The organism is Mesorhizobium sp. M0815 (assembly GCF_040319995.1).
Taxonomy (GTDB): domain Bacteria; phylum Pseudomonadota; class Alphaproteobacteria; order Rhizobiales; family Rhizobiaceae; genus Mesorhizobium.
Genome location: NZ_JAMYOU010000023.1, coordinates 1 through 24,952 on the forward strand (window position 1 = coordinate 1; position 24,952 = coordinate 24,952).

23 protein-coding genes and 1 pseudogene are annotated in these 24,952 nt (G+C 62.7%); 8 read left to right on the forward strand and 16 right to left on the reverse strand.

From position 1 onward, the window contains the following. From rlmJ to NKI01_RS22730, 8 genes are all read right to left on the reverse strand, one after another. A partial coding sequence (gene rlmJ / locus NKI01_RS22695) for a 23S rRNA (adenine(2030)-N(6))-methyltransferase RlmJ (RefSeq protein ID WP_352964661.1) occupies nt 1–267 on the reverse strand: 267 nt, incomplete at its 3' end. After that, a complete protein-coding gene (locus NKI01_RS22700) occupies nt 264–875 on the reverse strand; it encodes a hypothetical protein (protein WP_352964664.1) in 612 nt (203 codons plus the stop codon). The genes NKI01_RS22700 and rlmJ, both read right to left, overlap by 4 nt. Before the next feature lie 24 nt (nt 876–899). Continuing rightward, the gene (locus tag NKI01_RS22705) at nt 900–1,559 is read right to left on the reverse strand and encodes a TetR/AcrR family transcriptional regulator (RefSeq protein ID WP_352548988.1); all 660 of its coding nucleotides are present in this window, start codon (nt 1,557–1,559) and stop codon (nt 900–902) included. A 397-nt stretch (nt 1,560–1,956) separates the two neighbouring features. Beyond that, nucleotides 1,957–2,859, reverse strand: a complete 903-nt coding sequence (locus NKI01_RS22710) for an aminoglycoside phosphotransferase family protein (protein ID WP_352515674.1) — start codon at nt 2,857–2,859, stop codon at nt 1,957–1,959. 18 nt (nt 2,860–2,877) lie between these two features. After that, complete coding sequence (locus NKI01_RS22715; RefSeq protein WP_023719810.1) at nt 2,878–3,327, reverse strand: DNA polymerase III subunit chi; 450 nt, start codon at nt 3,325–3,327, stop codon at nt 2,878–2,880. 30 nt (nt 3,328–3,357) lie between these two features. Then, nucleotides 3,358–4,854, reverse strand: coding sequence for a leucyl aminopeptidase (locus tag NKI01_RS22720; RefSeq protein WP_023719811.1), 1,497 nt, complete (start codon nt 4,852–4,854; stop codon nt 3,358–3,360). Nucleotides 4,855–4,940: 86 nt separating this feature from the next. Then, nucleotides 4,941–5,324, reverse strand: a complete 384-nt coding sequence (locus NKI01_RS22725; RefSeq protein ID WP_031194238.1) for a VOC family protein — start codon at nt 5,322–5,324, stop codon at nt 4,941–4,943. 73 nt (nt 5,325–5,397) lie between these two features. After that, on the reverse strand, nt 5,398–6,564 hold the full coding sequence (locus NKI01_RS22730) for a flavin-containing monooxygenase (RefSeq protein WP_502899456.1): 1,167 nt from the start codon (nt 6,562–6,564) through the stop codon (nt 5,398–5,400). Between the two features lie 354 nt (nt 6,565–6,918). On the opposite strand from NKI01_RS22730, the gene lptF reads away from it, so the two are divergent. From lptF to NKI01_RS22765, 7 genes are all read left to right on the forward strand, one after another. Further along, entirely contained in the window at nt 6,919–8,121 is a 1,203-nt protein-coding gene (gene lptF, locus NKI01_RS22735; protein WP_352494877.1) for an LPS export ABC transporter permease LptF, read from the forward strand. Continuing rightward, on the forward strand, nt 8,118–9,203 hold the full coding sequence (lptG, locus tag NKI01_RS22740; RefSeq protein ID WP_352964706.1) for an LPS export ABC transporter permease LptG: 1,086 nt from the start codon (nt 8,118–8,120) through the stop codon (nt 9,201–9,203). Before lptF ends, lptG begins: the two co-directional genes overlap by 4 nt. Then, nucleotides 9,203–11,620 carry an LPS-assembly protein LptD gene (locus NKI01_RS22745; protein WP_352964670.1) on the forward strand — a complete coding sequence of 806 codons (2,418 nt, stop codon included), beginning with the start codon at nt 9,203–9,205 and terminating at the stop codon, nt 11,618–11,620. Before lptG ends, NKI01_RS22745 begins: the two co-directional genes overlap by 1 nt. A gap of 119 nt (nt 11,621–11,739) precedes the next feature. Then, nucleotides 11,740–12,666: a SurA N-terminal domain-containing protein gene (locus NKI01_RS22750; RefSeq protein WP_352964673.1), complete on the forward strand. Its 927-nt coding sequence runs from the start codon at nt 11,740–11,742 to the stop codon at nt 12,664–12,666. Between the two features lie 13 nt (nt 12,667–12,679). Beyond that, nucleotides 12,680–13,708 carry a 4-hydroxythreonine-4-phosphate dehydrogenase PdxA gene (gene pdxA / locus NKI01_RS22755; RefSeq protein ID WP_023719818.1) on the forward strand — a complete coding sequence of 343 codons (1,029 nt, stop codon included), beginning with the start codon at nt 12,680–12,682 and terminating at the stop codon, nt 13,706–13,708. Between the two features lie 52 nt (nt 13,709–13,760). Further along, nucleotides 13,761–14,600: a 16S rRNA (adenine(1518)-N(6)/adenine(1519)-N(6))-dimethyltransferase RsmA gene (rsmA, locus tag NKI01_RS22760; protein WP_023719819.1), complete on the forward strand. Its 840-nt coding sequence runs from the start codon at nt 13,761–13,763 to the stop codon at nt 14,598–14,600. Between the two features lie 396 nt (nt 14,601–14,996). Beyond that, nucleotides 14,997–15,494, forward strand: coding sequence for a GFA family protein (locus NKI01_RS22765; RefSeq protein ID WP_348633227.1), 498 nt, complete (start codon nt 14,997–14,999; stop codon nt 15,492–15,494). On the opposite strand, the pseudogene NKI01_RS22770 reads toward NKI01_RS22765, so the two are convergent. The 8 genes and pseudogenes from NKI01_RS22770 to fabD form a co-directional block, all read right to left on the reverse strand. Further along, a pseudogene (locus NKI01_RS22770) lies at nt 15,464–16,089 on the reverse strand (glutathione S-transferase family protein). The gene NKI01_RS22765 and the pseudogene NKI01_RS22770 overlap by 31 nt on opposite strands. Before the next feature lie 168 nt (nt 16,090–16,257). Continuing rightward, nucleotides 16,258–16,914, reverse strand: a complete 657-nt coding sequence (gene gmk / locus NKI01_RS22775) for a guanylate kinase (protein WP_023719822.1) — start codon at nt 16,912–16,914, stop codon at nt 16,258–16,260. A 33-nt stretch (nt 16,915–16,947) separates the two neighbouring features. Then, complete coding sequence (locus NKI01_RS22780; RefSeq protein WP_352964676.1) at nt 16,948–17,838, reverse strand: YicC/YloC family endoribonuclease; 891 nt, start codon at nt 17,836–17,838, stop codon at nt 16,948–16,950. Nucleotides 17,839–17,975: 137 nt separating this feature from the next. Continuing rightward, complete coding sequence (gene mltG / locus NKI01_RS22785; RefSeq protein WP_023719824.1) at nt 17,976–19,196, reverse strand: endolytic transglycosylase MltG; 1,221 nt, start codon at nt 19,194–19,196, stop codon at nt 17,976–17,978. Nucleotides 19,197–19,289: 93 nt separating this feature from the next. Continuing rightward, complete coding sequence (gene fabF / locus NKI01_RS22790; protein WP_023719825.1) at nt 19,290–20,552, reverse strand: beta-ketoacyl-ACP synthase II; 1,263 nt, start codon at nt 20,550–20,552, stop codon at nt 19,290–19,292. Nucleotides 20,553–20,586: 34 nt separating this feature from the next. Beyond that, nucleotides 20,587–20,823 (reverse strand): acyl carrier protein, encoded by a 237-nt coding sequence (locus tag NKI01_RS22795; protein WP_006203723.1) that lies wholly within the window; start codon nt 20,821–20,823, stop codon nt 20,587–20,589. A gap of 187 nt (nt 20,824–21,010) precedes the next feature. Then, nucleotides 21,011–21,748 (reverse strand): 3-oxoacyl-[acyl-carrier-protein] reductase, encoded by a 738-nt coding sequence (gene fabG / locus NKI01_RS22800; protein WP_023719826.1) that lies wholly within the window; start codon nt 21,746–21,748, stop codon nt 21,011–21,013. A 60-nt stretch (nt 21,749–21,808) separates the two neighbouring features. Continuing rightward, entirely contained in the window at nt 21,809–22,774 is a 966-nt protein-coding gene (fabD, locus tag NKI01_RS22805; protein ID WP_352494870.1) for an ACP S-malonyltransferase, read from the reverse strand. Nucleotides 22,775–23,020: 246 nt separating this feature from the next. On the opposite strand from fabD, the gene NKI01_RS22810 reads away from it, so the two are divergent. After that, nucleotides 23,021–24,946 carry an LTA synthase family protein gene (locus NKI01_RS22810; protein WP_352964678.1) on the forward strand — a complete coding sequence of 642 codons (1,926 nt, stop codon included), beginning with the start codon at nt 23,021–23,023 and terminating at the stop codon, nt 24,944–24,946. Nucleotides 24,947–24,952: the final 6 nt, after the last annotated feature.

A 24,952-nucleotide genomic window follows, 5' to 3' on the forward strand; every position in this document is an offset into this window, starting at 1 on the left:
CCCCCCGCGGCCCAACCACCCGCCCCCCCCCCCGCGCGGCGGGGGGGGGGGCGGGCCGCCCCCCCCCCCCCGCCCTCCCCCCCCCTGCCATTCGCCCGTCTTTTGCGCTTCGGTTGAGGACAGATCGTAGCGGCCGATGCCGGCATGGGTGTCGATGACCCGAAACGCCTTGTCCTTCTGCTTCAGATATTCGATCAGCCGGCTGAGCACGGCATGCTTGACGACGTCGGCGAAGTTCCCGGCATGGTAGGCGTGGCGATAGTTCAATTGGAGCCCCTGCCCCAGCGCGGCGGTGGCGGCTGCGAGTTCGGATTTTCCGGCCGGCGGCCGCCGAAACGGAATGCCAGCGCCAGCCCGGCCAGGCCGGCCGCCATCAGGGAAAAACCGACCGGCCGCGCCCGGCGGTCGACCTCGCCGGCAGCCGAGCGCAGGCCGAGGTCGACGGCCCGCATCGGAATGCCCTCGGCGTCGCCCGGACCGACGGTGAAGATGTAGGAACCGGGGGTAACGCTCGGGATCAGGCCGGCCTCGTCGCGAAAGATCCTGTCCGGCAGCTGTGGGCTGACCTGGCGCGGATTGTCGGAGTGATTGAACTGCAGCGTCGAGGCGAGCACCGTCCTGCCGCCGGTGGCGGCGGTCAGGGTCAGCACGGTGCGCTGCTGCGAGACGATGCGCTCGGCTCTTGCAGTGAGATCGACCAGCACGCGTAGCGGCCCGTCGCGTGCGCTCAGGGCCACCGTCACCGGCTTGAACCGGCCCTGGTCGTAAACCCGCCAGGTGCCGATCTCACGGCCGGAGAAATTGGTCATCGCCCAGGGATAGACGACGCCGATGCCGGTACCGATGAGCAGGATCAGAAGAAACAAAAAGCGCATGCGGACAATGCCCCGTTGATGCAACTACCTCGCATTGGCACCGTCGCGGATACGCTCCATCTCGTCCAGCAACATGTCGAGGCCTATATCGAAGGTCTTGTCAAAACCGGCTGTGCCGAAATATGCCCCGGCAGCCATGACGCCGGGGAAATCCCGCGCTAGCGCTTCATCGCTCACCGTGGTGACCGCCGAAGGCCCTTTGGCGTAGCCGGCCGTCTCGTCAAGGATCGCGCCCATCAGATAGTAGCTCGTGGCTCGGAACAACCGGGCGCTGAGTTCCAAACCGAAACCGCCGGCTTCGAACAGGCCGATCACGTCGTTCAGCTTGGCGAGACATGCCGGCGAATTCATGCGGTAGACCACAATGAACGGCGCAAAGGCCGGATGTTCGGTGGCGACCCGGCGGTATTCCTTCACGGCGACGTGGATCCGCTGGCGCCAACGCATGCCGTCGTCAGGAATCTTGATCGAGCTGATCTGTCGATCGACCAGTGCCTCGTAAAGATGCGCCTGGGAGGGGAAATGATGGTAGATGCTCATCGCTTCGCAGCCGAGTTCTGCCGCCAGCTTGCGCATCGAAAAGCCGGAAAGCCCCTCCCTCTCGATTACCTCGAAAGCCGCATCCTCGATCATCTCGCGAGACAGCCGGCCGCGCGTTCGCTTTTTTTTGACTGATATGTCCATGGTGCCGCTTGACAACTTACGCTGTAAGGTTAATTTTCGACATTACCTTACATCGTAAGGCCAACCAAAACCAGAGGAGAACGCCATGAACAGCTTCCATATCGTTTTCATTCCACGCCCTCTTCGCTTCATCATGCATCCTTGCTCGCCTCCACGGTCCACGCGCTGACCCTGACGCTGGCCTCCGCACCGGCCCGTGCCGACGACTATGACGCAACCATCAAGGACATCCAGTCGACCATGGGAGCTTGGAGCTCTATCTTCAACGGCATGCAGGTCGATTTCGATCTTCAACGGCATGCAGGTCGATTTCGATACGTTCAGGAGGGAGACGGGCGGTCAGTAATGCTTTCGTTTTTGGAGCGGGATGCGTTCAAACTGAATTCTCCATCCCGCTCTAACTGTTTGTGTGATCCGCCAGCACCTCATTGATAACCCGCCACGATTTTTCCGCCTCGCGCTGGTTGCCGTCATGTCCCGAAGCGACGATCAGCGCCTTCCAGAGCGCCCAGCCCCGAGCGCGCGCCCAGCTGTGCTCGTCAAGGGAAATGGCGTCGCGGAACGCCTGGCGGCTCTCGCCGTAAAATTCCGTCCATGCGATCACCAGGTCACAGGCAGGATCGCCGATAGCCGAACTGCCGAAATCGACGACCGCGCAGAGCTTGCCATCTTCGACGAGCAGATTGCCTGAGGCAACGTCGCCATGGACCCAGACCGGCGGCCCTTGCCATCGCGAGCCGAGCGCGGTCGCCCACACCGCCTCGGCGGTTGCCTTGTCGATGCGGCCGCCGAGCGCCGAAAGCGCGGCTCGGGTCTGGGCGTCGTAGACTGAAAGCTGGCCACCGCGGTGGAAATTATGCTGACCTGCCGGTGGTCCGCCAGCGGCGTCGATCCGGTAGAGCGCAACCAGAAAGCCGGCCAGCGAACGAGCGAATTCATTGAGATCGGCAATCAGCCCACCAGCCGCCGGCCGACCGCGAAGCCAGCGATAGACGGACCAAGGCCATGGATAGCCTTCACCGGGCGCGCCTCTGGCCAGTGGCACCGGTATCGGCAGAGGCAAGTGAGGCGCGAGGCGAGGCAGCCAGCGATGCTCCTTCTCGACCTGGGCAACATAGGCGGCAGCGCTGGGCAGCCGCACCGACATTCGATCGCCCAGCCGGAAGGTGCGGTTGTCCCAGCCGCCAGGCTCGACCGGCTCTACCGGCAGGTCCGCCCATTCAGGGAACTGCGCGGCAATCAAGCGGCGAACAAGTGCGGCATCTATCGATATGCTTGGTGTTTGATCATCAGGCGGCATCGGGCTTGCTCAGGTCTTCTAAGCCTTGCGTTCCCAGCGCCGGTCCGGTGTTTGCTGCCAGTAGGTCACGGTGTGGCCGGCCTCCTTCATTGTCTTCCAGTGCGTGCGTGCCGCCTCTAGCTGGGCTGCATCGTGGCCGTCGAACAGGAACACGGCGCGCTGGTAGCCGCCAAGCTCCGGCGGCACCGCGCCATCGACCAGGAAGCGTATCTGCGCCTGGTTCGGATTGTCAGGTCCGACGGTCAGAAGCACCGGCTGCTCGGCGGGATGGGCTTCGCGGTCCGTTGCATGGGCCAGGAACGAATCGTCCCGGAAAGTCCACAGATGCTGGTCCAGCGCGTCGCGCCGTTCCTCGGTGCCGGTCTGCACCACGGCGCGCCAGCCGCGATCGATGCTGCGCTCCAGGAGGCCGGGCAGCGCGTCCTCCAGGGTCGATTCGGTCAGGTGATAGAACAGGATTTCGGCCATGACTTCAGTCTAAATCATTTGGCGCGCCGCTCATTGCTCGTAATGATCGCGCACCAATCGGTCGAGCAATCTGACGCCGAATCCGGAAGCCCATGACTGGTTGATCTCGTTGGAGGGCGAGCCCATCGCGGTGCCGGCAATGTCGAGATGCGCCCAGGGCGTGTCCTTGACGAAGCGCTGCAGGAACTGCGCGGCGATGATGGCGCCGCCATAACGGCCGCCAATATTCTTCATGTCGGCATTCTTGGACTCGATCAGCTTGTCGTATTCGGCGCCGAGCGGCATGCGCCACAACCGCTCCTGCGTCGCCTGACCGGCCGCCGTCAGCCGGTCCGCCAGCTCGTCATTATTAGAGAACAGGCCGGCATAATGCTGGCCGAGCGCGACCATGATGGCGCCGGTCAGCGTCGCCAGATTGATCATGAATTTCGGCTGGAAGCGGTCGTTGCAGTACCACAGCGCATCGGCCAGCACGAGGCGGCCCTCGGCGTCGGTGTTGAGCACTTCGATGGTCTGGCCAGACATCGAGGTGACGATGTCGCCCGGTCGTTGAGCGTGGCCGTCGACGGCGTTTTCGACCAGCCCGACAATGCCCACGACATTGACCTTCGCCTTGCGCGCGGCCAGCGCGTGCATCAGCCCGGTGACGGCAGCAGCGCCGCCCATGTCGCCCTTCATGTCCTCCATACCGGAGGCCGGTTTGATCGAATTGCCGCCGGTGTCGAAGGTGACTCCCTTGCCGACGAAGGCGACCGGGCTTTCCTTGGCCTTGCCGCCGTCCCACCGCATGACGGCGATGCGGGCGCCACGCGGCGAGCCCTGCGCTACGCCCAGCAGCGAACCCATGCCGAGCTTCTTCATCTCCTTCTCGGCCAGGATCTCGACCGTGACGCCGAGCGCCTCCAGTTGGGCGATGCGGGCGGCGAATTCCACCGGTCCCAACACATTGGCCGGTTCATTGACCAAATCGCGCGCCAGCAAGACGCCGTCGATCACCGCCGCTTCATCGGCAAAGGCCTTCTTTGCGGCCGCCGGATCGGCCGTGTGAATGGTCACCTTTACCGGCTTTTTTGGCTCACGCTTGCCGTCACCATTGTCCTTTTTGGTCTTGTACTTGTCGAAGGAATAGCTGCGCAGCAGGATGCCCGCGGCAAGCTGAACGGCTTGCCTGCCGCTGACGGCGGCGCCGGGAAGATCGAGCACGACGGCCACTTCGGTTGCCTTGCGAAAGGATGCGGCAATCGTGCCGCCGAGCTTCAGCCAGGCGTAGTCATCGAGATTGGAGCCCTTGCCGGCGCCGACCGCCACCAGCCGCTCGAGCGACGTCCCTTCCGGTGCCAGCACTTCGACCTGGCTGGCGAATTTGCCGGTGAAGTCGGCGACGGGAAAGGCCCGCTCGAGGGTCTTTGCCGGATCGCAGGCCCTGACGGCATCACCGAGGCCGCCCTCGTCGGCCGCCAGAACGAAAACGCTGCCCTTTTTGGGCGCGGCGAATTTGGCGAAGGCGATCGAGGGTCTCGAATTCATCATGTCCTGCTTTCGGGGAAATGCGTTGGATTGTCGGGAGAGGCGTTCGATTGGGCAGATCGGACCTAAGATGCCGTGTTGTTGCGTCAGTGAGCGGCGGGTTGAAACAGCTCGATGACATTGCCGGATGGGTCTTCGAGCAGGGTCTGGGAACCGCCGACGCCCGTTATGATATCGTTGCGAAAGACAAGTCCAGCACTCTTGAGACGCGCAACCTCTTCTTTCAGGTCCGGCACCACCAGCAGGATGCGGTTCCAGCCTCCCGGCACCGGCTGCCGGCCGTCGGGCATCGCCCGTGCACCCGAACTGCCGGGTCCGCTTAGAAGGAGCCGTAACGCGCCGCGCGTGACGGAGGCAAAAGCCGGTCGCGCGTCCTGTTGGACGGTGAAGCCCAGATGTCCGCAATAAAAGTCGATCGAGGCGGCGACATCATCGACCATGTAGCGAATGCTGACTGGCGTCATGATCATTGACCTTTCGGTTCGAGAACGTTCCAACAAGGCGTATCTATTGCGGGGCGGACAGTCGGCATAGTCCTGCTCATTATCGCTGCTTGACAATCCGCGCCGCTATCGCCCTAGCCTGAATGCGGGCATTGGCGAAACAACCGCGAATGCTCGGCCGCATGCCGGTAAACCACAGACCGGGCAATCGCGGGTCGGCTTCGCCGCCGTTGAAAAGCGGAACGCCCTTGCCGTCGAGAACGCCGAGCTTGCCGACCATCTGCTCCAGCCCGGTCCGGTAGCCGGTCGCTGAGATGACGATATCGGGCGTGATAAACCTGCCGTCGTTCAATATGATGCCGTCGCGAGTAAATTCTCGCAATGGCGGCACCACCACGATCATGCCTGCCTTGATGGCGCGAACCGCGCCGTCATCGGCTGCGATCGCGGTGTAGTCGGCGCTCAGACGGCTCGCACCTCCTATGGAGGCCGGCGGAAGCCCGAATTTCGACAGGTCGCCGAAAACCAGGCGCTGGGTTGTCGCCATCACCGCATCGGCAATCCGTACCGGCAAGCGCGCCATGAAAGGCGAAAGCCTGTGGACGGCGATCTTGCAGATGCGTTTCGGCAGCAATGACGGACCATTGCGGGCCGACAGCCAGATGCTTTCGGCGTCTGCATCCGCAAGATGATTGAGGACGTCGAAACCCGAATTGCCTGCACCGACCACCAGCACCTTTTTGCCGGCATAGTCTTTCGCCTCGCCAAAATCTGCCGAATGGACGATCCGGCCGGCAAAATCCTTCATGCCTTTCCATGCGGGAATAAACGGCTGCCGGTCGCGCCCGGTGGCGACGACGACATGGCGCGCCGGACGGGATCCGGAATTGGTCTGTACGGTCCAGTGATCGCCATCGAACGTGATCTCTTCGACGGCAACGCCGAATGTGACAGGCAGCCGGTGCACTTGGCTGAAATCGTTCAGATGGCGAATGACGGCGGTTCTGTGCGGGAAGGCCGGGGTGCCTGCGGGATAGCCGATGCCGGGCAGCGTCGAGAGATCGCGATGCGTGTTGAGGTGCAGACGTTGGTGCCGCCGATGCCAGGGCTCGGCAAGCCGGCTCTCCTTTTCCAGGACGAGCGTCGGTACGCCGGCCTTCATCAGGGCGTGGGCGGCGGCAAGGCCGGCCGCGCCGGCGCCGATCACAATCGCGCCATCAAAGACCGCTTCCCAACCGGTTTGACTGCGCAATTTTCCCGCTTCCATGCTGGGGCTCAACAGATCCTGACCCGTCTTATCACGCCGCCGCGGCGGCGATCGGCGCGACATTTGGTCGTTTTGCCGCATTTGACAAGACTTTGGCCGAAATCGCTCCCATATGCGACATTGAACCATCCACGATTCGTCGCGGCACGGCCCCGCTTCCCGCCGCAACCTGTTGTTAACCAACAATGTTCGCCCTTTCTTATCCATTGCCGCCGACACTCCGGCCCAGCGGAATTTGCGATACGGGACAGAACCCAGATCGAACCGCCAAACTGAGCCAGTTGTGCAGCCGGCGCCGGACGACTACCTTATTCCAAGGCATGATGCCGTTCGAAACCGCCGAGAAAAGCCTTCATGAAGGTCGTTGAACGTTACATCATGCGCCGTGCTTTCGCGGTATTCGCGCTGGCGCTCGTTTGGACGCTGGCGATCGTCTGGACGACTCAGGTGCTCGCCCGCATCGACCTCGTCACCGATAGCGGTCAGTCGGCCCTCACCTTCTTCGAAGTCGCAGCGCTGATCGTCCCGTCGATCGTTCCGATCGTCGTGCCGTTCGCCCTAGTCGTCGCGGTCGCGCAGATCCTCAGCGTGATGAATTCGGATTCGGAGCTGGCCGTCATCAATGCCGCCGGCGCTTCACGCTGGACCATCGTCAGGCCGATCATGCTTCTGGCACTCGCAGCCAGCGTTTTTTCGTTTGCTGTCGACAATGGCGTCGACCCTTACGCACGCCAGAAGAACCGCGAGTTGATTGCTTCGTCGCGTGCCGATCTGTTGTCGTTGATCATCCAGGAAGGCACCTTCCGCAAGATCGATGATGGCCTGTTCCTGCAGGTTGGCGAACGGCTTCCCGACAATCGCCTCGGCGGCATCTTCGTCGCCGACTCGCGCGAAGAAGGCGTCAATCTCATCTATTATGCCAAGACCGGCAGCATCATCGAACGCGGCGACGAGAAGGTGCTGATGATGAATGACGGCGTCATCCATCGCAAAACCATGACCGGCGACCTCTCGGTAATCCGGTTCACCTCCTACGCCTTCGACTTGTCCGCTTTCTTGTCGGCGTCATCTGACATTCTGCTTTTGCCGAAGGACCGGACGACCCAGTACCTGCTCAATCCCAGTCCGAACGACAAGATGTACCAGCAAAAGCCGAACAGGTACCTGGCCGAGCTCAACCAGCGTTTTTCCGAGTGGTCCTATTCGCTCGTCTTTGCGCTGATCGCGCTTGCGGTCGCCGGAGATGCGCGCTCGCATCGCGAGGCGCGCGTGCACCCGCTGATCACGGCAATCGCGATCGCGCTGTTCGTGCGCTGGCTCGGGTTCTTTGCCGCCGGCAAGGCCGACAAGGTGCCGCAATATGCCTATATGGTCTACGGCGTCCCGATCGTGGCATCGGCGATCGCTATCTGGTTCATCGTTTCCAACCGGACGATGGAACTGCCGGTTGCTTGGGCCGATTGGATAACCAATCTTGCCGGCCGCTTCAATGACGGCTGGAGCGCCGTCAAGCTCCGCTTTGCCCGGCGTGGCGCATCCGGACAGGGAGCCGGCTGATGGGCTGGACTCTGGGTCGGTACTTCTTCTTTCGCTATGTGACGATCACCATCTGGTTCTTCATCGGCCTTTTGGCGCTGGTGTTCCTGATCGATTTCACCGAGCTTTCCGGCCGCACGACCGGCGTGCCGGGCTTCACCTACGTAACTGCGTTCGCCATTTCGGGGCTCCGGATGCCGATGATCATGCTGCAGACGGTGCCGTTCGTCGGCCTGTTCTCGGCGATGGCGACCCTGGTGTCGCTCAACCGCAAATATGAATTGGTCATCGCCCGTTCCGCCGGGGTTTCCGCATGGCAGTTCCTGCTGCCGTGCTGCATGGGGGCGCTGCTGTTTGGGGCCTTGTCGGTTGGCGTCATCAATCCGATAGCCGCGCACGCCTATTCCTGGTCCGAGCAGATCGAGACCCAGCTCCGTTCGGGCAAGTCGAACACCGTCTCGGCCGACGCCGCGCCCTGGATCAGGCAGAAAACCAGCTCCGGCGATACCATCATCGGCGCGCGCGCCATTCTCAATCAAGGCCTGGAGATGGCCGACGCGGTCTTCTTCAGTTTCAGCCCGCAAGGCGACATCATCGAGCGCAAGGATGCCGCGCACGCCTTTTTGCGGGACGGCTACTGGGAATTGCGGGACGTCAAGGTGTTCCGGGACGGCACCATCCAGTCGTTACCCAGCGATCGGCTGCCGACCGATCTCAAGCCGGAATTCGTGCAAGAGCGGTTGGCGCGCCCTGAGACCATCCCCTTCTACGATCTGCCCGGCAAGATCGAGGTGGCCCGCTCCTTCGGCCTCAAGGCAAATGCCTTCGCCATGCAGTACGATTCCCTGATTGCGCTGCCCTTCCTGCTCGTCGCGATGACGCTGATTGCGGCAACGGTATCAATGCGATTTGCGAGGATGGGGCAGTCGGCGACGATGATTCTGGGTGGCATCGTGGCCGGCTTTCTGCTTTATGTCGTTTCGGTGCTGGTCAAGGCATTCGGCGTAGCGGGATTCGTACCCACTGCCGTAGCGGCTTGGGTCCCGGTTGTCGTGGCTATGTTCTTCGGGGTGACATTCCTGCTATACAAGGAAGACGGCTAGTGAGGGAGGCGGTTTTGCGCGGCCATAGGCACGCCGGTTTGGCACGCCTCTCTGCGGCGAGCGCCTTGGCATGCCTGCTTGCCGGCGCTGCCCCGGTTGCTCCGGTTTTCGCCCAGGACGTCAGTGAGCTGGCAACGAAGGTTCCGAGCGGCACGCAGATGCTGCTGGCAGCCGATACGCTGGTCTACGACAACGACAAGCAGACTGTGACGGCCGTCGGCGGCGTCCAGATCGACTATGGCGGCAACCGTCTCGTCGCCCAGCGGGTCGAATACAACCGCAACACCAAACGCCTCGTCGCCAGCGGCAATGTCGAGCTCGTCAACAGCGACGGCACCAAAATCTATTCGCAGTATGCCGACATCACCGACGATTTCGCCGACGGCTTCGTCAACGCGCTGCGTGTCGAGACCGTCGACAAGGCGTATTTCGCCGCCGAAAGCGCGGAGCGCATGGGCGGCGTGCTGACGACGTTCCACAATGGCGTCTACACCGCCTGCGAGCCGTGCGAGGACAAGCCCGACAAAGCGCCGACCTGGCGTATCAAGGCCAGGAAGATCATCTGGAACGGCGAGAAGAAGACGGTTCGCTTCGAGAATTCGAATTTCGAGTTCTTCGGCTTTCCACTGGCCTATCTGCCGGCTTTCGAGATCGCCGACCCGACGGTCAAGCGCAAGAGCGGCTTCCTGATCCCCGGCGTCGCCTACAAGAGCGATCTCGGCGTCGGTGTTAGAGTTCCCTATTATTTCGCGCTCTCGCCGACCTACGATCTAACTGTCACCGGCAGCGGCTATACCAGACAGGGTTTCCTCGGTGAGGCCGAGTGGAGGCAGCGCTTCAACAACGGTCAGTACAGCCTGAAGATTGCGGGCATCCGTCAAGAGAATCCCGACGCCTTCATCGACGACAATGGCCACAACGTCAGTTCGGGTACCGAGGGCGATCCGAACAGGTTCCGCGGCATGATGGGCACCCAAGGCCAGTTCGCCATCAACCCGCGCTGGGACTTCGGCTGGGACATCCTGCTGCAGAGCGACAAGAGTTTCTCGCGCACCTACGATATCGACGGCTTCAACGATAGCGTACACCGCTCCGAGGTGTACCTGACGGGGCTCAACGATCGCAATTATTTCGATGTGCGCGCCATGCACTTCGACGTTCAAGAAGACACCCTCGCTAGCGATCCGACCACCCGCGCCGCCAAGCAGCCCTGGGTGCTGCCCTCGCTCGACTACGCCTATATCCCCGACATGCCGGTGGCCGGCGGGCAGCTGTCGTTCGACGTCAACGCGCGGATCATAGACCGCGACAGACTCGATACGGCTCTTGCAGATTCGGGCATCCCTTCGTCCGTCAACAACGTCCGCGGCATCGACGGTCAATCCGGCCGCGTTACCGCTGAGGCCGAATGGAAGCGCACCTTCACCACCGATGGCGGGCTGCTGCTGACGCCGCTGCTGGCGCTGCGCGGCGACGCCGGCTATGTCAACGCCTCCTCGGCCTCGCTCGACGCCGTCAACCAGATGGCGACCAATCTCGGCGTTGACGACGACATGCGTTCGTCGCTTGCCCGCTACATGGCGACCGCCGGCCTTGAGATGCGCTGGCCGGTACTGTTCTCGATGACCAGTTCCAGCCATGTCTTCGAACCGATGGCGCAAGTGTTCATGCGTCCGAACGAGCAATATGTCGGCGGGCTGGCGGTCCCCAACGAGGACGCCCAGAGCTTCGTCTTCGACGCCACGACGCTGTTCGAGCGCGACAAATTCTCCGGCTATGACCGCATGGAAGGCGGCACGCGCGCCAATGTCGGGCTGCGCTATTCCGGCGCGTACGACAATGGCTGGAGCACCAATGCGGTGTTCGGCCAATCCTACCAACTCGGCGGCCAGAACTCGTTCGGCACGCCGGATCTGGTCAATGTCGGCGCCTATTCGGGTCTTGAAACCGCAACCTCCGACTATGTCGGCCTTGTCGGCTTCAATAGCCCCAGCGGATTTTCCGGCTCGGTCAGCGGCCGTTTCGACGAGCAAAGCTTCGAGGTCCGCCGCGCTGAGGTAAAGGCCGCCTTTTCAGGCCTGCCCGTATCGCTGAGCGCCAAATACGCCTTCATCCAGGCGCAGCCGCTCTATGGCTTCTCCACGGATCGCCATGAGATCACGCTCGGCGCCTCGACGCATCTTGCTGAGAATTGGCGCGTCTTTGGCACCGGCACGTATGATCTGGAGCAGAGCATCCTGGTCAAGGACGGGGTCGGCTTTGCCTATAGCGATTCGTGCTTTACCTATTTGATGACGTTTTCGGAAAGACGTGACTTGAACACCAAGGAAGTATCGCAGAACGTCGGCTTCAACCTGTCGTTCCGCACGCTCGGCGATTTCGGCTCGTCGCAACGCTCCATCGACACCATCCAATAAGGGGAGCAGCAGTCGGCAACGGGGCGGCTGGCGGACGACATTGTTTCGCCGCATAGAGCAGGCACGAATTTCCGCGGCCTGAACTGGGACAGGTTGGGCCGAATCGAGATGGAATTGGGATGCTTTCGATGAGGAAATACCTCTTTTCGGCAGGCTTCGCGCTGCTGGTGGCGGTCTCGATCACCGCAGTGATGCGGCCGGTTTTCGCCAGCGAGATCAAATACGTCGTCAACAATATACCGATCACCACCGGCGACATCCAGCATCGCGCGGCTTTCCTGCGCCTGCAGCACAAAAAGGGCGATGCCGGCCAGGAAATGATCGACCAGACGCTGCGGATGGCCGAAGCCAGGCGGCTCGGCATCCGCATCAGCGACGCGCAGGTCGATGCCGCTTATCAGCGTTTCGCCACGAGCAACAAGATGCCGCTCAAGCAGCTTGACGGCGCCATGGCGCAATCCGGCGTCTCCAAGGAGCATTTCAAGGAGTTTATCCGGGCGCAGATGGCCTGGAACCAGGCGCTGACCGCGCGTCACCGTTCTAGCGACGGCGGCGGCGCCATAAGCGAGCAGGACCTCGTCAAGCGCATGCTCGAGAAAGGCGGTAGCAAACCGAGTGCCACCGAGTACATGCTGCAGCAGGTCATTTTCGTGGTGCCGGCCGCCGAGCGAAGCGCGACGCTGGCCAAGCGCAAACGCGAAGCCGACGCCATGCGCGCCCGCTTCAACGGCTGCAACACCACGCGCGAATTCGCCAAGGGCCTGATGGATGTCACCGTTCGCGATCTCGGCCGGGTGCTGGCGCCGCAATTGCCGCTGGACTGGGCCGAGCAGATAAAAGCTACAAAGGTTGGCGGCGCCACCACGACGCGCGAAACCGACCGCGGCGTCGAATTCATCGGCATCTGCTCGTCGCGCGAGGTGTCAGACGACAAAGTCGCGCAGATGGTGTTCCAGAATGAAGGTTCGAGCGACAAGAACGCCGACGAGCTCTCGAAGAAATATGTCGAGGAGTTGCGGAAGAAAGCCCGCATCATCGAGCGCTGAAGTCGCGATAGCCGTGCCTCACGCAGAGCTTCCGCTGGCGCTGAGCGTCGGCGATCCGTCCGGTGTGGGGCCGGACATCGCCATCGCCGCTTGGCAGGCCCGCGATACCGCCGGCGTTCCGTCTTTCTATCTTCTTGCCGATCCGGCACTGATTGCCGCGCGGGCGCACAGGCTCGGCGCCGATATTGCGATGGCCGAGACAACGCCGGCGCTAGCGCCGGAGATGTTTTCGCGCGCGCTGCCGGTGGTGGCGCTTGCCGCCCGTTTCATCGACAGTCCCGGCCGCTCTGATCCAGCCAACGCCGCCGGCATCGTCGAGGCGATCGACCGCGCCGTCGCCGACTGCCTGGCCGGCCGCGCTGCCGCGGTCGTCACCTGCCCCATTGCCAAGAAGCCGCTCTACGATGCCGGCTTTGGCTTTCCCGGCCACACCGAATATCTGGCGCATCTGGCATCGCTTCATACCGGTACCGAGGTGACGCCGGTGATGCTGCTTGCCGGACCGGACCTGCGCACCGTGCCGGTCACCATCCACATTGCGCTGGCCGAGGTGCCGAAGGCGCTGACGACCGACCTGATCGTCACCACCGGCCGCATCACCGCCGCCGACCTTGCAAACCGCTTCGGAATTGCCAAGCCGCGGCTCGCCATTACCGGCCTCAACCCGCACGCCGGCGAAGGCGGCGCGATGGGCACCGAAGATGAGCGCATCGTACGCCCGGCGGTCGACAGGCTGAGGCAGGAAGGGATCGACGCCTTCGGGCCATTGCCCGCCGACACGCTGTTTCATGCTCGCGCCCGCGCCGGCTACGACGTGGCGCTCTGCATGTATCACGACCAGGCGCTGATCCCGGCCAAGGCGCTGGCGTTTGACGAGGCTGTCAACGTCACGCTTGGCCTGCCCTTCATCCGCACCTCGCCCGACCATGGCACCGCCTTCGACATCGCCGGCAAGGGCATCGCCCGCGCCGACAGTCTGATTGGCGCACTGAAGCTCGCTCGCCTACTTGCCGATACTGGGACAAAAACTGCAGGCCAATGAGCCCAATCCGATGATCCTAACCCAATGAGCCCAGCCCGATGAGCCCAGCCCGATGAGCATAGACGGGCTGCCGCCGCTGCGTGAGGTGATCGAGCGCCATGGGCTGCAGGCGAAAAAGGCGCTCGGCCAGAATTTTCTGCTCGACCTTAACCTGACAAGCAAGATTGCGCGGACCGCCGGCGACCTGAGCGACGTTACGGTTATCGAGGTCGGTCCCGGTCCGGGCGGGCTGACTAGGGCCCTGCTCCTCAACGGCGCCCGGCGGGTCGTCGCGATCGAGCGCGACGAGCGCTGCCTGGCGGCCTTGGCCGAGATCGCGAACCACTATCCGGGTCGGCTCGAGATCGTGGCCGGCGATGCGCTGAAAACTGATTTTGCAGCGCTTGCCAAAGGAGTGCCGGGAAGCAGCGGGTCGGCGAAAATCGTCGCCAACCTGCCTTACAATATCGGCACCGAATTGCTGATCCGTTGGCTGACCGTCACCGAGTGGCCGCCTTTCTACACATCGATGACGCTGATGTTCCAGCGCGAGGTCGCCGAACGCATTGCAGCCAGCCCCGGCAGCGAGGCCTATGGCCGGCTCGGCGTGCTGGCAGGGTGGCGGACGGAGGCGAGGATTGCCTTCGACGTGCCGCCGCAGGCGTTCACGCCGCCACCCAAGGTGACGTCCTCGGTTGTGCATCTGGTGCCACGCGCCAGCCCCTTGCCGGCAGAGGTGAAACGGCTCAGCCGCGTCACCGAAGCGGCGTTCGGCCAGCGCCGGAAAATGCTGCGGCAGAGCGTGAAAAGCCTTGGCGGCGAGGCGCTGCTCACCCGCGCCGGCATCGATCCGACCAGGCGTGCGGAGACGCTCAGCGTCGAGGAATTCGTGCGGCTGACGAATGCGGTGTGAGGCTGTGATGCAGGAACTTGGAGTGGTCGCTCGGCTTTTCCCACTTATCGAGGCAGGCGAGAAAATATCCACCATACGCTGGCGCGAAATATCGATTTTGCCGGGCTATATGCGCTATGTTGTGACGGCGATGCCAGCAGGATCGCGATTGTGTGGGTCACGCGCTGCACCGATCTGCGCCTGTCCGAGGCGGCAACGTTCCTTGGAGAGAATCGGAATGGCCCCAAGAGGTCACGGGGATGCGAGAGCACTATCCGCAGATCGGACGGACCGACATTGTACAGATCATTGAACACTTGACACCCGCCCAGACAAAGCGTCGCCCCGACTACCCGCCTGAAGTCCGATAAAAGTGCGCTATCTGGCAAACTTCGATCGCACAGAGGAATGCCAGTCGTGACGCTGCAGGAGCCGACCAACACCCGCACGCTAGGTGGATCATGCCAGTGCGGTGCAGTCACCTATAAGGTGACGGACGAGTTCATATTTGCCGTGAATTGCCATTGCTCGATCTGCCGTCGCGCAACCGGCGCAGCGTTCAAGCCACTCGCAGGCATAGAGCGTGTCAAATTGCGCATCACGAGTGGGGAGGACAAAATCCAGATCGTCGACGGCAATAGCTGGCATGACGAGCGATGCAAGCTATGCGGGTCGTTCCTTTTTGCGGTTGTTCGTGACGGCGCGTTCGCCCACATCGCTATGGGGACCCTCGTCGACGACCCAAACATTCGCCCAAGCGCGCACATTTTCGTCGGCTCCAAGGCACCTTGGTTCACCATTACAGACGACCTGCCGCAATATGACGAAAATATTGTCGAAGACAGGAGCGAATTCACGGAAGCGTCGAGCTTCGTGTCGTTCCATCAGGAGAGCGATACCGCAAAGCCGCGTTGAACCCCCGGCCGTGCCATCATAGTCCCATACCAGCGCTCAACATTCGGAAATTCGGCAAGATCGACTTGATGCCGCTCGTGCCGCCATGCCCAGCCGAGAATAGCAAAATCGGCGATCGACAGCTCGCCCGAGAAATACTCGACCTCCGCCAGCCTCCGATCGGCGACTCCGTACAGGCGTCGGGTCTCTGCGCTATAGCGTGCCAGTCCGTAGCGGCGGTCCTGGTCGTCGGTCACGCCAAGAAAGTGGTGCACCTGGCCCGGCATCGGACCGAAACCACCCACCTGCCACATCAGCCATTCCAACACAGGGACTTGCGCGCTGAGTCTGGACGGCCAAAAGTGGCCGGTCTTCTGGCCTAGGTAAATTAGGATGGCACCCGACTCGAACACGCTGATCGGTCTACCCGTCCGGTCCGGCGGGATCGACGATGGCGGGGATGCGATTGTTGGGGCTAATACGCAGAAACCCAGAGGCATGCTGTTCGCCCTTCGTGATGTCGACCACCTTCACCGTGTAGGGCAGCCATCTCCTCGAGCGCGACGCTGATCTTTCGGCCATTCGGTGTGTCAAAAGCCCATAATTCAATCGGCATGCCAACTCTCTATCGCGTTTTATCCCGACGTTGATCGCTGGTACGAGGGCGTCTCTCTCGTCAACAAACATCGGCAAATGTCAATTATCCCGACAAGTGGACACTATCTTCGTGTGATCGCCACCGTCCCGAAAGACGCCGCAGGCCGGACGCTTACGATAAAGGTGCTCAATCCGTCTTCTCATCGAGCAGCCCCGAGACGAAATCGAACAGGCCCGGCCGGCGATCGCGTCTGAGCCGTTCGGCCGTGACGATGCCGCGCACCTCGGCGAAAGCGCGGTCAAGATCGTCGTTGACGATGACGAAATCATATTCCTTCCAGTGCTCGATCTCATTACGGGCGTTCTTGAGCCGCGTCTCGATTACCGCTTCCTGGTCCTCGGCGCGACGCTTCAGCCGCGCCTTCAATTCCTTCATCGACGGCGGCAGGATGAAGATCGAGACGATGTCGGCGCGCATCTTCTCCTTGAGCTGCTGAGCGCCTTGCCAATCGATGTCGAACAGCATGTCGCGGCCTTCTGCCAGCGCCTGTTCGGCCGGCTCGCGCGGCGTCGCGTAGCAATTGCCGTGCACCTCCGCCCATTCGAGCAGCGCATCGGAATCGCGCAGCCGCTCGAACTCGCGCATCGTGCGGAAGTGGTAATGGACACCCTCGATCTCGCTGCCGCGGCGTGGCCGCGTGGTGACCGAGACCGACAATTCCAGGCTGGAATCGCTCTCCAGCAGGTTGCGCGCGATCGTCGACTTGCCGGCGCCTGAGGGCGACGACAACACCAGCATCAGCCCGCGGCGCCGAATGCGGGAACCCACATCCCTAGTGGTCATGGGGCTTGGCAGTCATGTGGCTTGGCATCGGGATCATTCCAGATTCTGGACCTGTTCGCGAAACTGGTCGACGACCGCCTTCAGTTCCAGTCCGATGGCGGTGACCGCGGCAGCATTCGACTTGGAACACAGCGTATTCGATTCGCGGTTGAATTCCTGCGCCAGGAAATCGAGCTTGCGGCCGACGGCGCCACCGCCGGCGAGCAGCGCCCGGCCCGACGCCACGTGCGTCTTCAGCCGGTCGATCTCCTCGCGTATGTCGGCCTTGGTGGCCAGGAACGCCGCTTCCATATGCAGCCGGCTGGCATCCAGATTGGCTGATGCGTCCATCAGCAGCCGGATCTGCTCTGCAAGCCTTTCGCGGATCGTGGCCGGCTCGCGTGATGGATCGGCCTCGGCCCGCAGTGTCAGCGCCTCGATGGCATCGATATGGCCGGACAGCAGGGAACGAAGCGCCGCACCTTCGCCTTGGCGCGCCTGCTGCAGCCCGTCCAGTGCTGCTTCCAGCGCCGACAATATCGCGGTATCGAGCGCACTGCGCGCCTCTTCGGTTTCGATGGCTTCGGGAATGTCGAGCACGCCGCGCAGCGCAAGCAGTCCGTCGGCCGCCGCAGGCGCTACTCCGAACTGCTCCTGCAGCCGCTTGGCCAACCCCGCCAGATCCTTCAGGAAAGCCTCGTCGACCACGGGTTGCGCTTGCGCGCCGGCGGCGCGGCCAATGGTCAGCGTCATCTGGAAATTACCGCGCCCAAAACGCTTTTGCACCGTCTGCCTGACTGCCGGCTCCAGCCGGTCGAAACCTTGCGGCAGCCGCAGCCTGACCTCGACGCTCTTGCCGTTGACGGACTTGGCTTCCCAGGCAATCGAAGTGCCTTCGTGTTCGGCGACACTGCGCGCAAAACCGGTCATACTCTGCAAGTTCATGTTGCCGTGCGTCCCCTTGCCGAATGCCCCTCAAGCCGGAACGATTGCTCCGGACAGGATCATGTGAATTTCAATGCCATAGCAGCCCTTGCACATCCACCCGGACATGCACAGGGCCGACCTGATGGCGTCTGGCCCTACTGGGCGGCGGTAGCCCCCGCATCGTCAACGATGGCTCCCGCCGGCGTGTCGGCTCCGGTATTGGTTGCCCCGGCCTTGGCGGCGTCCTGCGCCTGCTTTTTCAGCAGTGCCCGGTAGCGAGCGACATTCTCGTTATGCTCATCGAGCGTCGCGGCAAAGACGTGGCCGCCGCTGCCGTCGGCGACGAAGTAAAGATCGCTGGTCTTCGACGGATTGGCGACTGCCTCCAGCGCCGCACGGCCGGGATTGGCGATCGGCGTCGGCGGCAAGCCGTTGATCAGATAGGTGTTGTAGGGCGTCGGCTTCTGGATGTCCGACTGATAGATCGGGCGGTCGATGGGTTTGCCCTTGCCGCCGAACAGGCCGTAGATGATGGTCGGGTCCGACTGCAGCCGCATACCCTTGGCCAGCCGGTTGAGGAAGACGGCCGCTACCCGCGAGCGTTCATCGCCCTTACCTGTCTCCTTCTCGACGATCGAGGCCAGGGTGACAAAATCCTCAATGTTGGCGATCGGCAGATCCGGCGCTCGGCGCTGCCAGACTTCGTCGACCAGTCTTTTCTGGTCGGCCAGAAGCTTGTCGACCATCTGCTGGCGTGTTGCGCCGCGGGTGAAGCGCAGCGTGTCGGTGGCGAGGCTGCCCTCGGGTGGAGTGGTCGACGGCATATCGCCGGCCAGTGCGTCCTGCTCAGCGATCCGTTGCAGTGCCTGCTCGACCGTCAGCCCCTCGGGGATGGTCAGCGAATACATCACCGACTTGCCGCTCTTCAGCAGTTCCATGATATCGTGCATCGAAGCCTGCGGCTTGATCTCGTATTCGCCAGCCTTCAGGGCGGAATCATTGCCGAAGGCGCGTACGCCAAGGCGGAAGATGCGGGCGTCGCTGATCAGCCCTCGCCGCTCAAGCTGGTCGGCGATCTCCTGGACGCCGCTATTCGGCTTGACCAGGAAAGTGTCGCCATTGGCCGACGGGCCCGGCTCGTTGAATTCCTGCTTGCCGAAATACAGCGCAACGCCTGCCGCCAGAACCATCAGCATCACCGAAGAGATGACGAAGTTCATGAACACGACGAACTGGCTGCGCGAGGCACGCGAGCGCTTCGGCGGCGGCGTGCCGGCCTCGGGCCGCAACGCCTCGCTGGCCGTCTTCGGCACGATCGGGCCGGGGGTTGCTGCCCGTTGCCCGAATTCCCCGTTATCGGCCGGATTTGTGTTCATAGCGCCCTACCAATTGATCTTGCGACGAATCCCCTCGGGCAGAGTAGGGGCGAATATGGCAAAATTGACGGCAGACGCAAACCGGCGGAGCGGTCAGCCATTGTAGCGCTGGAAGACGAGCGAGGCGTTGGTGCCACCGAAGCCGAAGGAGTTGGACAGCGCCACGTCGATCTGCCGGGCTCGCGGCTTGTGCGGCACAAGGTCAATCGCCGTTTCGCGCTCCGGATTGTCGAGATTGATGGTCGGCGGCGCGATGTTGTCGCGAATGGCGAGGATCGAAAAGATCGCCTCGGCAGCACCAGCCGCGCCCAGCAGGTGGCCAATCGACGATTTCGTCGACGACATCGATATCTTCGAGGCGGCGTTGCCGACCAGCCGCTCGACGGCGCCGAGTTCGATCGTATCGGCCATGGTCGAGGTGCCGTGGGCGTTGATGTAGTCGACATCGGCGGGCGTCAGCTTCGCCCGGTTCAGCGCCGCCGTCATGCAACGGAAAGCGCCGTCGCCGTCCTCGGCTGGCGCGGTGATGTGATAGGCGTCACCGGTCAGGCCGTAGCCGGTGACCTCGGCATAGATCTTGGCGCCGCGGGCCTTGGCGTGTTCGAGTTCCTCGAGCACGACAACACCGGCGCCCTCGCCCATGACGAAACCGTCGCGATCGCGATCATAGGGGCGCGAGGCCGTTTGCGGCGCGTCGTTGCGGTCGGTGGAGAGCGCGCGGCAAGCCGCGAACCCAGCGATCGAAAGCCTCGTCACCGGCGCTTCGGCGCCGCCTGCGACCATAACGTCGGCATCGCCCCATATGATCAGCCGGGCGGCATCGCCGATGGCGTGCGCACCGGTCGAGCAAGCGGTGACGACGGCATGGTTGGGGCCTTTCAGCCCATGCCGGATCGAGACCTGGCCGGACACGAGGTTGATGATTTGGCCGGGGATGAAGAACGGGCTGATGCGGCGCGGACCGCGTTCCTTGAGGATCATCGCATTCTCGGCGATGCCTTCGATGCCGCCGATGCCGGAACCGATCAGCACGCCGGTGGCGCACTGTTCCTCATGCGTCTTCGGCTGCCAGCCGGAATCCTTGAGCGCCTCGTCGGCGGCCGCGATCCCGTACAGGATGAAGTCGCCGATCTTGCGCAGTTCCTTCGGCTCGAGAACGGCTTCAGGATTGAAAGTGGCATTGGAGCCGTCACCGCGCGGAATGACGTGGGCGACCTTGCAGGCAAGGTCTTCCACCTCGAATTCGGTGATGCGCTTGGCTGCACTGCGGCCGGTCAGAAGCTCATTCCAGCTGTGCTCGAAGCCCATGCCGAACGGCGAAAGCAGCCCAAGGCCCGTGACGACGACACGCCTCATCGCAGGTCCTCCCCGGTGATGACTGCAAATAGCGTCAGGCCGAGGCCTTGTCGATGTATTTCACCGCATCGCCAACAGTCAGGATGGTCTCGGCCGCATCGTCGGGGATTTCGACGCCGAACTCTTCTTCGAACGCCATGACAAGTTCGACCGTGTCGAGGCTGTCCGCGCCCAGATCATCGATGAAGCTCGCCTGCTCCGTCACCTTGTCGGCATCGACGCCAAGGTGCTCGATGACAATCTTCTTGACGCGCTCTGCGGTGTCACTCATTTGGGCATCCTCGTCTTTTGGTTGTCTGTCTTCGTTAGCGGGCAGAATGCCGCTAATCAAGCTGAAAGATGGTCCTGCCGGAAACGCAGCGGAACAGGACCGGTTTTTGCCCGAACCGCCGGGTTGCGGGCGGCATTACACGAAAAATCCCGTGCATCCAAGACGGAATGAAGCGTTTTCCCAAGTGTTAGATCATTGCCATGCCGCCATTGACATGAACGGTCTGGCCGGTGACGTAGGCCGCCTCATTGGAAGCGAGGTAGGCGACGGCAGAGGCGACTTCGGCGCCCGTGCCCATGCGCCGCGTCGGGATCGCCGCCATGATCGCCTCTTTCTGCTTGTCGTTGAGCTTGTCGGTCATCGCCGATTCGATGAAGCCCGGGGCGACGCAGTTGACGGTTATATTGCGGGTGGCGATCTCCTGCGCCAGCGATTTGGAAAAGCCGATCATTCCGGCTTTGGAGGCGCAATAATTGGCCTGGCCGGGATTGCCGGTGACGCCGACCACTGAAGTGATGTTGATGATGCGGCCATGGCGGCGCCGCATCATCGGATGGGTAAGCTCGCGGGTCAGCCGGAACACGGCGGTCAAGTTGACCTCGATCACGCTATCCCAGTCGGCATCAGCCATGCGTACGAACAACCCGTCCTTCGTGATGCCGGCATTGTTGACGAGGATGTCGACGCCTTCGAGATCGGCCTCCGCCTTCTGGCCAAGCGCCTTGACCTCGTCGCGATTGGAAAGATTGGCCGGAAACAGCTTGACCCGGTCGCCCAGTTCGGCGGCCAGCGCCTCCAGTTTCTCGATACGCGTGCCGTGCAGGCCGACGATGGCGCCCTGGCCATGCAGCACGCGGGCGATCGCCTCGCCGATGCCCCCCGATGCGCCGGTGACGAGCGCCTTGCGGCCGGTCAATTCGAACATTTTTGTCTCCTGATCTGAGCGAACACCCTTCGCACGGAGCGGGGTCAAATCGCCAGTTGATTATGCAAGCGCCGCCAGCGCCGCCTCAACATCCGCCGCGGATCCGATTGCACTGGTGGCAATATCGCGGTTAATGCGCCGCGCCAGCCCCGACAGAACCTTGCCGGCGCCTACTTCATATAGCGTCGCAACGCCATTCGCGCCGAACCACTCCACCGTTTCGCGCCAGCGCACGCGCCCGATCACCTGTTCGACGAGGCGGCGGGCGATCTCGTCGGGATCGCTCGTCGGGGTCACCGTAACATTGGAGACCAGCGGCACGGCCGGTGCACTCTTCGTCACGGCGGCCAGTGCCTCCCGCATGATCTCGGCCGCCGGCTTCATCAATGCCGAATGGAAGGGCGCCGAAACCTGCAGCATGAGCGCCCGCTTGGCGCCCTTCTTCGTGCATAGCTTCGCCGCCAGTTCGACCGCCGACCTGGCGCCGGAGATTACCAACTGGCCGCCGCCATTATCATTGGCGATCTGGCAAACCAAGGCTTGCGCGGGATCTTTGGCCGCGCCTTGGGCAGCCTCTGCGCAGGCGGCTTCGACGTCGGCTTGTTCCAGCCCGATGATCGCCGCCATGGCGCCCTCGCCGGCCGGTACCGCCGCCTGCATGGCGTTACCCCGGATGCGCAACAGCCGGGCGGCGTCGGCGACCGAAACGAAACCGGCGGCCGCAAGTGCCGAATATTCGCCAAGCGAGTGGCCGGCGACATAGGTGACCTTGCCTTTCAGGGAGAAGCCGCGCGCCTCCAACGCCCGGATTGCGGCAAGCGACACCGCCATCAGCGCCGGCTGGGCATTGGCGGTCAGCGTCAGCGTCTCTTCCGGGCCTTCCCAGATAAGCTTCGATAGATTTTCGCCGAGCGCATCATCGACTTCCTCGAAGATCCGCCGCGATTCAACAAAGGTATCGGCAAGGTCCTTGCCCATGCCGACAGCCTGGCTGCCCTGCCCCGGAAAGGTGAATGCGATGGCCATCGGCGGCTCCCAGCTGCTGGTTCTCGTTGCCTGTGACGCAAGGCGTGCGGCCAAGTCAAGTCCAACCTTGACCGCGCAACGTCGGCCGAGTGCCTGTTTCGGCAGGCTTTTTGGCGATCACTCATGATGAAAACCGCTCACGATTTGTTTGCTGGCTCTTCTTATTTCCGCCACAGGCGCTAGCTTTGCGTGACAGTTCGATGACAGTCGAGTGACGCTTTTGTTGCGGGCCGGGGAACTATTGCAGTGGCAAAGACCAAGAAGAGCGCAGCCGAGGCCGCGCCACAGTTTCTCGAAGGCGATCCGGCCACCGGCTATCTGCCAGGGCGCAAATGGCCTGTCATCCGCTATGGCTTCATCAGCCTGTTGGCCGCGGCCATCCTGGTGTTCGCTATCGAATTGATCGTGCGCGGCAACTTTGCCGGCACCATCGACTTCTTTCTGCAGCCCTTCAAACCCGGCTGGACCACAATCATCATTTTTGCGTTGATCCTCATAGGGCTCGACGCCGTGCTCGGCCGCAGCCATCAGAGCCTGATGATCCTCGCGCCGCTGACGTTGTCGCTGGCGTTCGTCGGCCACCAGAAGTCGCTCTATCTCGGCGATCCGCTCTATCCGACTGATTTCCTCTATTCTCGGCAGATCGTGGCGCTGATGCCGCTCCTGGTACGCGATCGCCCGGGAACCGCCATTGCCCTGGCGATCGGCGTCGTCGGCGGGCTGTCGCTTCTCGTCTATGGCTGGCGGCTATGGCGCCGCCGCGTTCCGGCGCTCAGCCACAAGGGCCGCCTTGCCCGACTGACGCTGACAGTGCCGCTGATCGCCTTCTTCGTCTCCATCATGGACTATGCCACTTTCTCATGGACGCGCGACCGGCTGCAGATCATCCCGATCATGTGGGACCAGAAGGAAAACTATGCCTCGAACGGTTTTGCGCTCGCATTCGCGCTGAACGTCCCGATGGCCCATGTCTCGGCGCCGCCCGGCTATTCCGGCAAGGCGATCGAAGCGATCGGCAAACCGCAGGTGACGGCCTCGGTACCCGCCGAGAAGCCCGACATCATCGTCGTCATGAGCGAATCCTTCTGGGATCCGACCAAGCTGCCCGGCGTCACCATCACGCCCGACCCTATCCCCAATGTGCGGGCACTGCGCACGGGCTACATGTTCTCGCCCGAATTCGGCGGCATGACGGCCAACATCGAGTTCGAGGCCCTGACCGGCTTTTCCAACGCCTTCCTGCCGGCGGGCAGTATTCCCTACCAGCAATATGTGCGGACACCGACCCCGTCGCTGGCGACCTTCCTGAAAAGTCAGGGCTACCGGGCGCGCGCCATCCATCCCGGCACCAACTGGTTCTGGAACCGGGGAGCCGTCTATGCCGATTTCGGCTTCAACGACTTCAAATCCGAGGAGACGTTGCCGCCCATGCAAAAACGCGGACCGCTCGCGTCGGACGCAGCGATGACCGACGAGATCATCCACGAGGCCGATACCAGCGCCGAGCCGGTCTTCTTTTTCGCCGTCAGCCTGCAGAACCACGGGCCGTATGAGCCCTATCGCTATAACAATCCGACCCATAAGGTGCAGGCGCCGATCAGCCAATGGGCACGTGAATCGCTGTTGAGCTACGCCGAAGGCTCTTCCGACGCGGACCGTGGCCTCGAGCGGCTGATCGAATGGGCGAAGAAACGCCAGCGGCCGACGGTCATCGCCTTCTTCGGCGACCATCTGCCGCCGCTTGGGCCGGTCTACGTCGAGACCGGTTTCCTGAAGGACAATGTCGCGCCGCGCAAGGAGGCGGCCGACCAGATGCTGCTGCACCACCAGACGCCGCTGATCGTCTGGTCAAACCGCAGCGGCCCGGCCGAGGATCTCGGCGCCGTCAGCCCAGCCTTCCTGCCCTATCATATCCTGAAGACTGCCGGCATCAGTCATCCCTATTACACCGGCTTCCTCGGCCAGTTGCGGGAGCACTACCGCGTCATCGACCGCAATTTGCTGTTGGCACCGGCGGGCGACGCCACCCCCGATTGGTCGCGTCAGAAAGAGATCGACCCGGCAATCCGCGACTTCCGTCTGCTGCAGTACGACATGATGTTCGGCAAGCGCCATGCGGCGCCCGATTTCTTCCCCGAAACCACACGCAAAGTGGCTGCGCACACGAGTTGAGCAGCG